At 56.8% G+C, this 12,536-nt stretch carries 19 protein-coding genes; 11 read left to right on the plus strand and 8 right to left on the minus strand.

Going from position 1 to position 12,536, the window contains the following annotated elements:
* The first annotated feature begins 41 nt into the window (after positions 1 to 41).
* From WA928_RS04660 to WA928_RS04670, 3 genes are read left to right on the plus strand one after another with little or no spacing between them, the layout of a single operon-like run.
* A complete protein-coding gene (locus WA928_RS04660) occupies positions 42 to 206 on the plus strand; it encodes a hypothetical protein (RefSeq protein ID WP_424300214.1) in 165 nt (54 codons plus the stop codon).
* A complete protein-coding gene (locus WA928_RS04665) occupies positions 207 to 365 on the plus strand; it encodes a hypothetical protein (RefSeq protein WP_424300217.1) in 159 nt (52 codons plus the stop codon). It abuts the gene before it with no gap.
* Positions 358 to 912 (plus strand): hypothetical protein, encoded by a 555-nt coding sequence (locus WA928_RS04670; RefSeq protein ID WP_424300220.1) that lies wholly within the window; start codon positions 358 to 360, stop codon positions 910 to 912. Before WA928_RS04665 ends, WA928_RS04670 begins: the two co-directional genes overlap by 8 nt.
* A gap of 27 nt (positions 913 to 939) precedes the next feature.
* Here the strand turns inward: WA928_RS04670 and WA928_RS04675 are convergent, their stop codons facing one another.
* Complete coding sequence (locus tag WA928_RS04675; RefSeq protein WP_424300223.1) at positions 940 to 1,191, minus strand: transcriptional regulator; 252 nt, start codon at positions 1,189 to 1,191, stop codon at positions 940 to 942.
* 51 nt (positions 1,192 to 1,242) lie between these two features.
* On the opposite strand from WA928_RS04675, the gene WA928_RS04680 reads away from it, so the two are divergent.
* From WA928_RS04680 to WA928_RS04695, 4 genes are all read left to right on the plus strand, one after another.
* A complete protein-coding gene (locus WA928_RS04680; RefSeq protein ID WP_424300226.1) occupies positions 1,243 to 1,875 on the plus strand; it encodes an XRE family transcriptional regulator in 633 nt (210 codons plus the stop codon).
* Positions 1,876 to 2,214: 339 nt separating this feature from the next.
* Positions 2,215 to 2,604 (plus strand): hypothetical protein, encoded by a 390-nt coding sequence (locus tag WA928_RS04685; protein ID WP_424300229.1) that lies wholly within the window; start codon positions 2,215 to 2,217, stop codon positions 2,602 to 2,604.
* Between the two features lie 113 nt (positions 2,605 to 2,717).
* Positions 2,718 to 3,467: a HipA family kinase gene (locus WA928_RS04690; RefSeq protein WP_424301125.1), complete on the plus strand. Its 750-nt coding sequence runs from the start codon at positions 2,718 to 2,720 to the stop codon at positions 3,465 to 3,467.
* Positions 3,464 to 4,354 (plus strand): DUF3037 domain-containing protein, encoded by an 891-nt coding sequence (locus WA928_RS04695; protein ID WP_424300232.1) that lies wholly within the window; start codon positions 3,464 to 3,466, stop codon positions 4,352 to 4,354. Before WA928_RS04690 ends, WA928_RS04695 begins: the two co-directional genes overlap by 4 nt.
* A 244-nt stretch (positions 4,355 to 4,598) precedes the next feature.
* Here the strand turns inward: WA928_RS04695 and WA928_RS04700 are convergent, their stop codons facing one another.
* Together WA928_RS04700 and WA928_RS04705 are read right to left on the minus strand one after the other, a co-directional pair.
* On the minus strand, positions 4,599 to 4,898 hold the full coding sequence (locus WA928_RS04700; RefSeq protein WP_424300235.1) for a hypothetical protein: 300 nt from the start codon (positions 4,896 to 4,898) through the stop codon (positions 4,599 to 4,601).
* 74 nt (positions 4,899 to 4,972) lie between these two features.
* Positions 4,973 to 5,566: a hypothetical protein gene (locus tag WA928_RS04705; protein WP_424300238.1), complete on the minus strand. Its 594-nt coding sequence runs from the start codon at positions 5,564 to 5,566 to the stop codon at positions 4,973 to 4,975.
* 161 nt (positions 5,567 to 5,727) lie between these two features.
* On the opposite strand from WA928_RS04705, the gene WA928_RS04710 reads away from it, so the two are divergent.
* From WA928_RS04710 to WA928_RS04725, 4 genes are all read left to right on the plus strand, one after another.
* Entirely contained in the window at positions 5,728 to 6,150 is a 423-nt protein-coding gene (locus WA928_RS04710) for a hypothetical protein (protein WP_424300241.1), read from the plus strand.
* Between the two features lie 420 nt (positions 6,151 to 6,570).
* Positions 6,571 to 6,795: a hypothetical protein gene (locus WA928_RS04715; RefSeq protein WP_424300244.1), complete on the plus strand. Its 225-nt coding sequence runs from the start codon at positions 6,571 to 6,573 to the stop codon at positions 6,793 to 6,795.
* A gap of 1 nt (position 6,796) precedes the next feature.
* A complete protein-coding gene (locus WA928_RS04720) occupies positions 6,797 to 6,979 on the plus strand; it encodes a hypothetical protein (protein ID WP_424300247.1) in 183 nt (60 codons plus the stop codon).
* Between the two features lie 95 nt (positions 6,980 to 7,074).
* The gene (locus WA928_RS04725) at positions 7,075 to 7,509 is read left to right on the plus strand and encodes a DUF4224 domain-containing protein (RefSeq protein WP_424300250.1); all 435 of its coding nucleotides are present in this window, start codon (positions 7,075 to 7,077) and stop codon (positions 7,507 to 7,509) included.
* 85 nt (positions 7,510 to 7,594) lie between these two features.
* On the opposite strand, the gene WA928_RS04730 is transcribed toward WA928_RS04725, so the two are convergent.
* The 5 genes from WA928_RS04730 to WA928_RS04750 all read right to left on the minus strand — a co-directional run bounded on the left by WA928_RS04730 (position 7,595) and on the right by WA928_RS04750 (position 12,524).
* Positions 7,595 to 8,299, minus strand: coding sequence for a fumarylacetoacetate hydrolase family protein (locus WA928_RS04730; protein WP_424300253.1), 705 nt, complete (start codon positions 8,297 to 8,299; stop codon positions 7,595 to 7,597).
* Positions 8,300 to 8,379: 80 nt separating this feature from the next.
* On the minus strand, positions 8,380 to 8,919 hold the full coding sequence (gene ppa, locus WA928_RS04735; RefSeq protein ID WP_424300256.1) for an inorganic diphosphatase: 540 nt from the start codon (positions 8,917 to 8,919) through the stop codon (positions 8,380 to 8,382).
* Positions 8,920 to 8,954: 35 nt separating this feature from the next.
* Positions 8,955 to 10,451 carry a heme biosynthesis HemY N-terminal domain-containing protein gene (locus WA928_RS04740; protein ID WP_424300259.1) on the minus strand — a complete coding sequence of 499 codons (1,497 nt, stop codon included), beginning with the start codon at positions 10,449 to 10,451 and terminating at the stop codon, positions 8,955 to 8,957.
* A gap of 8 nt (positions 10,452 to 10,459) precedes the next feature.
* Positions 10,460 to 11,698: a uroporphyrinogen-III C-methyltransferase gene (locus WA928_RS04745; protein WP_424300262.1), complete on the minus strand. Its 1,239-nt coding sequence runs from the start codon at positions 11,696 to 11,698 to the stop codon at positions 10,460 to 10,462.
* The gene (locus WA928_RS04750) at positions 11,691 to 12,524 is read right to left on the minus strand and encodes a uroporphyrinogen-III synthase (protein ID WP_424300265.1); all 834 of its coding nucleotides are present in this window, start codon (positions 12,522 to 12,524) and stop codon (positions 11,691 to 11,693) included. Before WA928_RS04750 ends, WA928_RS04745 begins: the two co-directional genes overlap by 8 nt.
* Between the last annotated feature and the right edge of the window lie 12 nt (positions 12,525 to 12,536).

Genomic DNA, 12,536 nt, shown 5'->3' on the forward strand with positions numbered 1-12,536 from the left:
CAGGCAAAATTTTTTGCATCGAAATTGAATGAGGCAGCGAAATGGACACCCACACCCAAAACGAACTAATGGCCAAGGCCGAGCGCCTGGCGCTTGACACGTTTGGCCACCACGCAGAAATCGAGCACATCGAAGCCGTCTTCGAGCGCTTGGAGTTGCACTGGCGCTGGGGCCTGCCGGCTGATGGTGTGGTGACAATCCACTGAATGGAAATCAGCCTTGATCTGCCCAACGACGATGAAGTCGAGGCCGTGGCTACAGCGGCATGGACGCTTGCGGTTGCGCAGTACGGACCAGATCCCGCCTTCGAGCTGGTACGCGCCATATTCTGGCGTTTGCTGTTCGAGGAGGATCGGAGTGAGTGAATTAACCACGGCCACCCCCGGCATCCCCGCGCGCCGTAGAATCGGAAGCTCTGACACGACTTTCATCTACGACGGGGGGATCTTGGACATCGACTACATAAACATCATCGTGGCTGTTTCGACAGCCGCCACAGCTTGGATTGCGTTTATGGCCACCAGAAATAGCGCAGCGCCTGAATTGATTGCTTCGCTCGCGAGCCAAGGCGATGGACTGCCGGATTACGTGTGCATCCGCATTTATCCGGGAAATCGTCCGTTCTACATACACAGGATCAGCGCCCAGGGCGCCTTCATTGATGAGGGCGAGTGGGGCAACTGGGCGGGTCATATGAAACTGAAAGAATCCGCTCATGGGGTTACCCGATCATCGCTACCGTATTCAATCAATGTGCCCTCATCTCGAGTTTCCGAGAAGCCAGTGGATGTGTATTTGCTGTGCAGATCGAAGAACTCGCGCTGCGCTTTTCGCATCTCTTTACACACGCGCGTAGTCTGCTTCACCGTCAAGTACAACGTCCAAGTGAAACCGAATAACGATGCCGCATAGCCAAGGCAAAGAAGGTACGGTAGCCAGTCAGACATTGGCGGGCTCCTTGGCAAGTTCGGGCCAGATAAGAGCTGCGTCATCAGGACGCAGCTTGAACCGAGATACACCGGAAGCCGCCTCAAGAGCAGCGCAATACTTCGCCGGAACGCGGCCCGTGGCGATCCATTGCTGCACGGTTTGATAGCCGCGCAGACCCAGCGCATCGGCTGTTCTTGCTAATCCGCCAACGCTCTCAACGGCCTGCAATACGAAAGGGTTTTGTCCACGACACGATTCCATACAAGAAATTCCTGTATTGTCGCTAGGTTTTCTAGTACATACAGTTCCGACATGAGCACTATTCACAAACGAATCAAGACAGCGCGGAACGCCAAACAGTTGTCTATGGAGCAGCTTGCCGAGCTTGTCGGCGTGTCTTACCAGACAGTCCAACAGTGGGAGAATGGAAAGACTGCGCCCAAGAGACAGCGGCTGGGAAAACTCGCCGGCGTGCTCGGGGTGACGCCTGAGCATCTATCATTAGGCGTGGGCCCTGGTGAAAACTCGGAGCATGCCCCTATCCCCCTGGTGGACGCCAAAACGTCTGCCGGCGGGGGTGCACTAGTGGTGTCCTACGACACTGACAAGGTTTTGATGTTCCGTCGCGACTGGCTGGCAAAGAACGACGCCAAGCCAGACCAAACAGTGGCGTTCGAGGTCCGCGACGACTCCATGACCGATTTGCACATCATCGACGGCGCCGTGGTGCTGGCGAACCGCCGCAAGGCCGAGCCGCGATCCAAGCGGGTCTATGTCCTATGGATCGACAGCGAGTTGTTCGTCAAGGAACTTGTCAGACACAAGGACGCATGGTGGGCCCGGTCGCACAATGCGGCCAAGGCCAAGGTCTACCCTGACATCCTAATCGATAATCCGGCAGCCAGGATTGTGGGTCGCGCCTTCTGGTGCGGCTTTAGACTGTAGGCCCGGTGGGCACTGAGGGGGGGTACCGCAAATGATGAATGGCTCAGGAATGTTGTTTTCGCTTGTAGGCTATCTCGTACTGATCGGGATCCCGGCAGCGGTCATTTTGGGAAAGGCTGGGTACAGCAAGGCTTGGGTCATCTTGGCATTCATTCCGGTGGTGAACCTGATCGCGCTTTGGGTGTTTGCGTTTGCAAAGTGGCCCGCGCTTCACAGGTAGCTCCTTCTGGTGTGGCTTCGGACGCTGACAAACCCTGATTGATTGCCTGCTGATGAAAAGTTACTTTGAGGTAGCAGTAACAAAAACTTAATAACAATGTGAAAATGTACGGGAGCGGTATGAGAAAGGTGTTGGTTGTATGGCTTGCTGTCCTGTTGGCCGGGTGCGCGACAAAGAACTATGGCCGCCAGGGTGAGCTAACAGATTACGAGAAGAACACCATGACTTGTCGGGAAATAGCCTTGGAGCAGGCGAAGGTTATGGGGTTCCTCGATCACGTCCAGAAGGAAAGTGAGTTCGATGGGAGATCCGTTCTCTCGTTCTTGGGAGACTTCGGTATCGGCAATCTGATGGAAAAGGACAACGCCGTCAAGAGCGCCAACACGAGGCTCAAGCAGTTGCAGGCCGTCTCAGCGGAAAAGGGATGCATCCAAGATGAAACGTCGGGCGCGGACCCGAAAACGCAAACAATGCAGCTGATCGACGGTCGTAGCCCCGGCGTCGAATAGTGCCTTCTGATGTGGGTTTGGGGTGTAGAAAAAGGAAGACATCAAGAAGTTTGATGGAGATTAGGTGGTGAACAATGTTTGATACGGTACATGCAAGCCGGTTCGAGCGGCCCATGAGGTCGGGAAAGAATCGCCCAAACCTCATTGAGTGCGAGCGCGAGGACGGGGATTTTGTGGAGGTCGTGGTTAAAGGCTCAGCTACAACACTTCAAGGATGCAGGGATCTGGCTGTGGAGGCGATTTGCGGCATGCTCGCGAAGGATCTTGGCCTACCTGTTCCTGAGTTTTTTGCGGTGGAACTCGACCCTGATCTGATCTCCAATATCGCGGACGAACAAATCAGGAACGAGTTGTCGGCAAGTGATAGGTTTGCATTCGGCTCGCGTCTCTTGCCGTCTGGGTTCGTGGCCTGGCCCACAAATCAGCCGGTCCCCCCTGATCTGCTCCAAGCTGCTGCAGAAATTTTCACTTTTGACGCGGCGGTCGTGAACGGGGATAGGCGCCCATCTAACCCTAATTGCATGTTCTCCGGATCACAACTGGCGATCATTGACCATGAGCTGTGCTTCGGCCTTGAGCTATTCTGGACGGCTCCGTGGCTAAAGGGCGGCTTCCTGACACGATCTCGACCCGATGACCACATCTTTGCAAAACCTTGGCTAACAAATTGCCCACCAAATTTGGACCGTCTCAGGCGGGCTTGGGATACTATAGACACTAAGCGAGTAGACGGCTACTTCAGCACCCTCCCGCCTTCTTGGGCCTTAGACCAACATGAGCATGCTCGTATACGCTCACTGGCTCTTGAGGCAAGAACCAACATAGACAAGCTCATCGACAATTCGTTGGGAGCTTTAAGATGAAACGGCACCCATACTTCTACACCACGCTTCGCTACATGCATGACATCGCCACACAAGAATTTTTTGTGGTAGGGGTGGCTGTCTTCGCTCCTGGGCAACGATTTCTCAGTCTCAACCTTCGAAAAAGCCTGGGAAAGGCTGGCGAGATCATAGGCAGCGCGCAGTTAGGTGACTTCCGCGCAATCATGCGGATGATGACGACAAGGTGTTCGCAGGTTGCGGAGGAGACGCAAAACGAACTGTTGTTAAATAACGCCGGCGCCAAGCTTGAGGATGTCCTTGCTAAGCTCCTCCAGGCTGACGACAGCGCCCTCCAGTGGGCCCCAGTCCAGAATGGACTATCAGCCAACTTAGAGCAAACATCGAAGCGGCTTTTCGCCAGGTACTGCGAGAAATACGATCGAACAGCCCAGCCTAAACGAGTAACCGACCGTGAGGCTTGGAAGAAGTTCGAGTCAAAACTCAAGGACAGGCGCGTCGATATGTACTTCACCGAGAAAAGCATCAAGGGAAAAATCGATGACGTGAAGTTCCCCTTCGCATGGAAGAACGGCATCTGGCACTGCATCGACCCTGTTTCTTTTGACTATTCGGATAGCGAATCCATACGCAACAAGGTGCATCGCCACATAGGCGAGATCGCTACTATTCGTGATGCAAAAGAAGACTTTAAGGTCTATTACATCACCACGCCTCCAAGCGACTTCCGCCTTCGGGATGCATATGAGAAAGCCCTTGCGCTGCTGAGAGAGGCGCCGCACGACAAGCTTGTGGTTCTAAGCGAAGAACCAGAACAAGATGATTTTCTCGATGCAATCACGAGAAAGATTGCTGACAAGCATGGGCCAGGCATTCAACTGCCTGGGCAGCCTCGCCTTCTCACGTAGAAGAGCTTTCTCTACAAAGTAAGGCCTTGACATCCCCCCCAGCCGCCTAGAGCGGCTTTTTTGCGTCCTGCTGATCTGACAACTATCAATTTACCGAGTTCGATAGAAATTTTTTTGCCACTTTATACTAGTTTTTCTTGTGTTACTATCACTCCATCGATATCACGAACCGCCTAGCCCACAGGGCATGAGGCGTTCAAAAAGATTGCCTCCATGGTCGACGAGCAGGTGCCAGCATGATCGTCTATGACGCACCGCAAGGATCTGCGGAATGGTTGACTTGTAGGGCAGGTGTGATAACCGCCAGCATGTTCTCAACCGTCCGGGCAAAGGTCAGCCGAAGGCCCGCAACAAGGGCAAAAACTGATGTGATCGCCCCGCTTCGAGAGAAGGAGTTTGGCAGATCAGTTCCTCTTGACTGCCACTCCATAGCAAGCGTCAAGATCGGCACAAGAAATGCGGCCAGCAGAATGATGGTGGTAACCATGAGTTTGCACCAGGCGCGGTTTATTGCCTGCTGCTGATCCTGCCCATTATCTTCCATGCCTCCCCCTGCGAACATACTATCTTCCCCGCGCCACCACGGCGCCAGGGAATCATAGCCCTTGAACCTCGCCATTAATATGCAGAAATTATGTTTTCTGCCAAGTCATGCAGCTCCTTCGACTGCTTGGCGCACGTAGATAAGATTTCCATTCCCTCGTGCGCCACCTTTGCCGTTGTCAGGATGTTGTCAATATGAGCGCATAGCGCCCACGCGTATGAAACGGCATTCGATGTTCGCCCATCCGCCTCTTCTAGAACATGGAATTTCCCCATAAGCGGCAGCATAAAACTTGGGTCAATCATCTTTCTTGCAAGCTCGATCATGTATTTATCGTCTCGAGAGAATGGCTTGCCAATCTCTGTCTTCGCCAACATATCAAAGTGCTTGGACAAGAGATACGATCCGGTTTTGACGCTTCCGGCCCATCTGCACGTCGCCCATTTCAGTGATGTTGCTTGCTGTCTTTTTTCTTTTAGAAGGCGCATCTCTGTTTGGCTGGCAATTACCACTGCGGCAATCACAGCACCAACAGTCCCTACGGCTGTAGCGATGCTCCACCAATGCTCATAGCTTGATGCATGCATCCATCCTGGCGCAGTGGAGATAACCCATCCGCCAGCCAGTCCGATTGCCAACATCACCCACTTATCGACTTTGTCTGTCACGGCACCCTCCTTTTTGGAGGAATGATACGCCGCCCAACAAAACTTATCCCCACCCTCTGTGAATAACCCCTGTTGTTATCCGCAGAACATCCTCCCAAACCCTAATAGCGACGCCATTTGATCGGTCATGGTCAAGGTGCGCGCACCCAATTGGAGATCAAATGAAAGGAATCGCACTGGCCGCCATCACTGCAATCTTCCTGGCGGGCTGCAACGACGCCGACATTGCATCCAGCAACCTGTCAAAGGCCGCCGACAACTTCGAGATCAATCGTCGAGTCGCTTTCTACAACGGCATCACTGGCGAATACATGCTGTCGATCGAGGGCCTGTGCGCCCTGGGTAACCGAGACGACCCGCGCCAGCGCACCATCACATGCAAGATCAGGCCGGACACGTACAAAAAGCACTTCCTCGGGCTATCGGACAACGTGACGTACTTCGTCGAGCAGATCGACGGTGCGTACGCAAACGCCTATCACTATCGCGTCATCATCAAGCCTCAGACCATCCTGCCCGACATTGATTTTCGAGGTAGCGTGGGTGCGGCGACGGATGCTGTGACGCCGGATTCACGGGACTGACAAGGCAAGCGGCGGATGGTTGTCTCCGCCAACTTTCAGCTCATTACCTCACGAAGGCGTGAAGCGCGATCACAACCATCAGCGCAACACAAACCGCCTGCGGGCCGCCCAGTCCTGCGGACAAAACGGCACTACAGACAATCGCAAAGCCTTTGCACGCGTCAAACAAGTTGACCGTGCCGGAGCTGCCTGTCTTTTTGGATTGCATAAATGCCACCTCCAAAAATCGCTCGGGGACCCTTGATGAGCCTGGGTTCCGAGCACAGGCCTTCCCTCTCTATTGCAGTGTCAATGTCCAGCCACTGTAGGCGAGAGAGAACCAGGCTGGTAGGTACGGGCTTTCGCCCAAATCCTAATGGAACCAAATACTACATCAATAACGGCGCTTGGCCTACATGCGCCCGCCCACCAGATAAGGAAATGACATGCGAGGTGCACGAAACCTACAAGTGCGCGCGCTGTGGCGCCCCTTTTGTGGCCCTCGTAGCCGACCGCAAGCGCGACTGGACGCGGTTTTGCAGCAAGGCCTGCAAGGCCCGCCGTCAAGAGCAGCGAACTGGGCAGTATTCGGCCCATCTGCGACGGCAAGACGGAGACGAAGAGCCGACATTTGCCACCGCCCACCTTTTCAGCAATGAGGAATGACATGGACATCAACAAAGCAATCTCAACTGTGGAAGCGCTGCGCCGCCAGATAGACGACTTGGACAAAGCCCTGGCCGCATCGGAGAAAACTGAGTACGGCAGCCCCGTCAGGGTAGAAACCACTGTGCGCATCTATTCCCACGGCTCACAAGCCGTGCACCTGGATCGGGAGGCCGCTATCTAACTGCTGCGGATCACAAAGGCCCGCGCCGAAGCGAGGCTGGCCACCCTGCAGCCGGTTATCGACATGGCGAATGCCGCACTCAAGGGGATTGGAGCATGAACACATACAAGATCAAGCTGGAGCGCAACACGGTCAAGACCGAAGTCACGACCATCGAAATCAAGGCCGATAACGAGGCAGATACTCGGGTGCTGGTGAAGTACCTCGGGATTAATGAGTGGAGTTGGGCGGGCGACGGCCCCGAGAAGACGAACAACCACATTATCCGGTCAATTGAAGTTGATCACCACGAAGCCGATGGCGGGGAGCAGATCACCGGCAAGACGAAATACAAGGCGCAACTGAGGGCCCTACGAGAAATGAGCATCCCACACATGGCCCGCAGCACTGACGGCAGCCCGCTGGTGGCCGTCGCGGTTGTCGAAGCCATGCGGGGAGTTAGAGTGGCCAGTCGTGGCACACCTGCGCCGCAATTGCTACGGCCCGCGGCACTGAAAGGATCAGGCTATGAGGCCACGCAAAAAGGATAGTCAGGCGTGTAAAAAGGACTTCACGAGCACCCAGTGTGCCCCTGCCCTGCCAGCCCGCCTATTCGCAGTTTCCGCCCTGGATAAATCAGGCCTGGACGATCGTGACACGCAATGTGCCAAGGCCCTGTATCTGTGCCTCAAGCTGATCGCCAGATACCACAGCACCTACACCTGCTGGTGTACCGGTAAAAATCAGATCGCCTGCACGCAACTCGAACAGTGTGGACAGATAAGCGATGGCTTCAGGCACCGACCAGATCATGTCGGACAAATCGCCCGTCTGGCGCTGTGCCCCGTTGATGGTCAAGCCAATATGGCCCTTGGTGAGGTCTCCGGTGGCTGCCACCGGGTGCACGGGGCCGATGGGTGCGCTGTGGTCAAAGCCCTTGGCGGTTTCCCAGGGGCGCCCCTGCTTCTTGGCCTCAGCCTGCAAGTCGCGGCGTGTCATGTCCAGGCCAATGGCATAGCCCCACACGGCGCGTGCAGCTTGCTCGGGGCTCAGGTTATGCCCGCCCGCACCCAAGGCCGCCACCAGCTCTACCTCGTGGTGCAGATTATGCGTCTGTGGTGGGTAAGGCATCTGGCCTTCGGTGCCTTCTGCCACATTCAGTACGGCATCGGCCGGCTTGCCAAAGAAAAAGGGCAGCTCTCGGCCGGTAGCGCCCATCTCACGTGCATGATCCGCATAATTGCGGCCCACGCAATAGATGCGGCGCACCGGAAACCGGGCGGATGAGCCTTGCACCGCCAGGGTAACCGGCTCGGGGCGGGGAATAACAGTTTCTTGCATAAGTACCTCGAGAAAAAATCCGGCGTAAAGCCGGATTTATGGGTGTGCCTGATTAAAAACGCACCTGCACACCCAAAGGGTTAAGCCTTCTTGCCTGCTTGATAACGGGTGACGGAGTCGCGGATTTCTTGCTTGGCGGCATCAATGCCCGACCAGCCTTGCACCTTGACCCATTTGCCTTTTTCAAGATCTTTGTAGTGCTCGAAAAAGTGCTGAATGCGCTGGAGTTCTTCAGCCGGAAGATCGGCGGTGGACTCGATGTGACGATAGGGAGGATAGAGCTTGTCTACGGGGCGAGCCAGCAGCTTGGCATCCTTGCCCGCTTCGTCTTCCATGTTCATCACACCCAGGGCGCGGCAGCGGATGACGCTGCCCACCTGTACAGGGAAAGGAGCCAGCACCAACACATCAACCGGATCACCGTCTTCGGAGAGGGTTTCAGGGATGTAACCGTAATTGCAAGGGTAATGCATGGCCGTCAACATGAAACGATCGACAAACACAGCACCGCTGGTCTTGTCGACCTCGTATTTCACGGGATCCGCATTCATGGGGATTTCGATGACGACGTTGAATTCTTCTGGCAGCTTGTCGCCGGCCGGGACACGATCTAGGCTCATGAGGTTCCTTGGAGAGTGAATCTGAAAATATGCATTTATTTTGAACGGCTGTGATCCGAGGTGAGCGACATGTCCACCCCCGGGATCGGGGCCGTATCGAAGTAATCGTCCTCTGGGCCGGACACCGGGCGAGCCGGCCGGGCCTTGTCCGTCTTGACTTGAGGCACCGGACGATTATCTTCAGGGGAGTCTGGAAGATATACACCACTGGCGGCTTCTGGCACTTGCACCGATTGATGATCACCCTCTGTTCTTAGCATGCCAAAGCTTTCGGCCTCGTGACGTATGAAATCGGGGTCGCCGCGGGTATCTGCCGCCGGCAGCGGCCGCTGAATCAGGGGCAGCTCGACATCTGCGGCTTCGCACGCCTTACGCCAGTGCGACAACGCTTGCTCTGGGTGGCCCAGTGCGTCATGCAAATTGCCCAACAAAGCGTGGATATGGATATCGGCACGAAGATCCAGGCTGCGCTCCAGATAGTGCGCACCCTGTCCCCACAGCTGGGCGGCCAGGCACAATTGCCCCAAGGCGGCCAGCAAGCCGGGATGATCCGGGTTGGATTTGAGCCAAAGCTCGGCGTGCCCCAAACGTTGGCGTGCCTGATCGGCATCGCACTGCGCATAGGCACGCAACAGGCGATCGTCAAGCCCACGATTAAGCGCCGCCTCGAGGATACGGGCAGATTCTGCTGGCCGGCCAAACCTGAGCTGCGCGCGAGCACCCGCCAGAGCCACCTCGGGAGACAGGCGTTCATCGGCCTGCAAATCACTCCATAAGCTGTTCCAGTCTTTGGCCTCGACGACATCCAGCTGATGGGCGGCAGACTCCGCAATAAACACTTTGGCCTGCGTCTCGTCGATGGCGCCACGGCGCAACAACAGGCGCGTAAGCTGGTAGACCTGACGATAATGACCTAATTGACGATGAGCCCGCAAACTCAGCCGGTTGGCATGCAAAAACCGCGTTGACGTATCTTGCAGCGGCTCGAGCAGCTCGAGCGCTTCTTCGGCTCGATTTTGATCGAGATACATCTCGGCGGTGACAACATCCACTGCCTGACGCAGGCGGCCGTCCTCGCCTGCGCTTTCTTGCACCAGCTGCAGGGTTTGGTCGCGACGGGGGTATTCACCCAGAAGATGCAGAGCCCTGGCGGCACTGAGTCCGGCCAACACCTTGCGGTCGGTGGATCGGGTACGGGACAGCAGCTTGGAAAGTTCTTTTTCGGCCTGCACATAGCGGCCTTCAAGTACATTAATCCAGCCACGCTCGAGAAGCTCTATATCGCGACGCTGGGCACGCCGCCCACGCCAGTTGCGAAACCGCCCGGGGCTGTTACTCATCCAGTGCAGCAGGCGCAACAACCAGTGGAATACCAGAAAAGCCAGTATCCCCAGCACGATCGCCAGCGGCAAGGAGAGCTCTACGCGCCACGGTTGCGCAAGAATGATGACGTTTCCGCTGTGCTCTTGTACGGTTAAAGCCAGCGCCACAGCCACCGCCAGCACAATCAAGGTCCAGATCCAGGATCGCATAAGGCCTCCTAGACGGTGCCGTCAGTTGCAGGTGACTGCACTGCCGGCGGGGTCGTATCTTCGGAAGGATCTGGCGCGGTATCAGGGGCAACCTCTTGGGCGGCTTCAGCATCCCGGGCGGCGGCAATGGCTGCCAGGCTGTTATCTACCGTGGGCAGAGAGATTTCGATGGCGGTGTCGTGCAGCGAACGGGCCAGCTTTAATGCCTGGCGGGCGGTCTCGGCCCGCATGTCATAACGCTGATCGAGTGCCTGGGCAATACGGGCGAGCTCTGATTTCCAGATTTTTGACTGGTGCATCATGAGCGCCAGCTGTGCCGTAATTGCCCGCTGTTTGAGCCCCTCGCGAAAACGCTGGGCCTGATCCGGAGACATCAGTAAGGCGGCAGAATCATCCACCCGCCGGATATCGAACAGTTTTTTGAGATCGTGAACCACCTGCTGCCCAGCCCCTTGAACCCATGTCCAGGAATCCTGCAAGGCAGCTTGCCAGCCGCTGTTGGAGTGAGCAGATGCGGCCGGTGCCACTGTGCTTGCCTGAACGGGTGAGGATGTGGTGGGGGCAGTAGCCACGGCGGTTGCCGTATCAGGCATCAACAGAGGCGCTGAACCCAGCCAGTCGGAGAGCTGATCGAGCTGTGCCGACAGCGCCGCGACATTGATGGTGGCCACCGCCCGGAGACGATCGATGTCGCCATTGATGGATTGCTGCAACGCAGCCAGGCCAGGCCGATTGGCGCGTGCCAGCTGTGCCTGAGCGGCCTCCAGCGAGATGATGGCATTGGCCACGTTGCCACCCAGGCTGAGCTGCTGCTGAGCGATGGTAACCAGGTGGTCAATGTCATTGAGCAGTAAAAGATCCGAGCCACTGTCTGTCATCAGTTGCAAAGCCTGGTCGAGCTCTTGCACCTGACTGCTGGTGTCGTCCAGTGCGCTGCGGAGGTCTTCGACCTGTGCGGCCTGAGCACGGGCAAGAGACAGGGCTTGCTCGGCTTGCTGGCTGGTTTCCTGGGCCAGCTGAGCATTTTGGCTATGCTGCTGCTCAAAATCCGCCTTGAGAACCCGGTACTGGCGGTTTTGCTCGTATAAGCCAACCCCCAAAGCAATGGCCAGCAGCAACACCACGACCAGCAAGATGCGCCCTAACCTGCCAGACGACCGAGAGGCCGACTGTGCATCCGCCAGAGCGGAAGTGGGTGCTGCAGAGGGTGCAGAAACAGTAGAGGTGCTTTGATCAGATTCACTCATGACGGCGTTCGGATCCTTCGGGAAAGCAGTCGGATGCTGCCACTATAGCGTGAAACAAGGCAGCTTCTTGGGGGCTGCTCAGGGTAACGTGCAAGTGCATGTCAGCCTGGGCTGCGTAGCGACATTGTAAACGCCGCACGATGCGTTCGTGCAGCGATACCACACCAAGCCGGCGTGGCCAGGGCAACCGGTGATGCACCAGGCTGCTCTCGATGGCGGCCAGCGCCTGGCCGCTTGTCAGGAGAAGAATTGTGGCCGGGCCGGCAGACAAGTCCTGGCAGGTGGCGAGATCCCATAGACAGGCAAGCCGGCGATAAAGGGCGTGACACTGTACCTGCCAGCCTCGCTGCGACAGTTGATCCGCCAGCCATTGACGGCCCTCAGTGGCGCGCAGGATATGGGCCTGTGCGGGGGGCAAACCCCGCGCATCCCAGGCAGCCAGCAGCGCTTCTGAATCAGGCGCCTGCTCTGACGAGGGGGCAAGGATTTGATTCTTGGGTACAAAGGCCTCAAGTGCCTGCGCCGTCGCTGACCCCACTGCAGCGGCCCAGGCGCCCTCAGGCCATGCGGATCGGCCAGGATGAAAGAGGCTCAGGGTATCGGCGCCGCTGCCGTCAGCGGTGCCGGGCCCACCAAAATAGGCCTCCACTGCCTGCCTGCTGACAAATACCAGCACGTCTCCGCACCGGGCCACCGGGCGAACCGCATCCAGTGCCTCAATCTGCAGGGCCGGCGCGTCAAGCACTGGATAGCCATGCCGTTCAAGTGTGCGCGCCAAGGCGCCATTGCGCCCTTTGGGCCGGGTCAGGATCACCTGAGGCATCATGCCAGCACCCAA

Source organism: Castellaniella sp. (assembly GCF_049651205.1).
Taxonomy (GTDB): domain Bacteria; phylum Pseudomonadota; class Gammaproteobacteria; order Burkholderiales; family Burkholderiaceae_B; genus Castellaniella.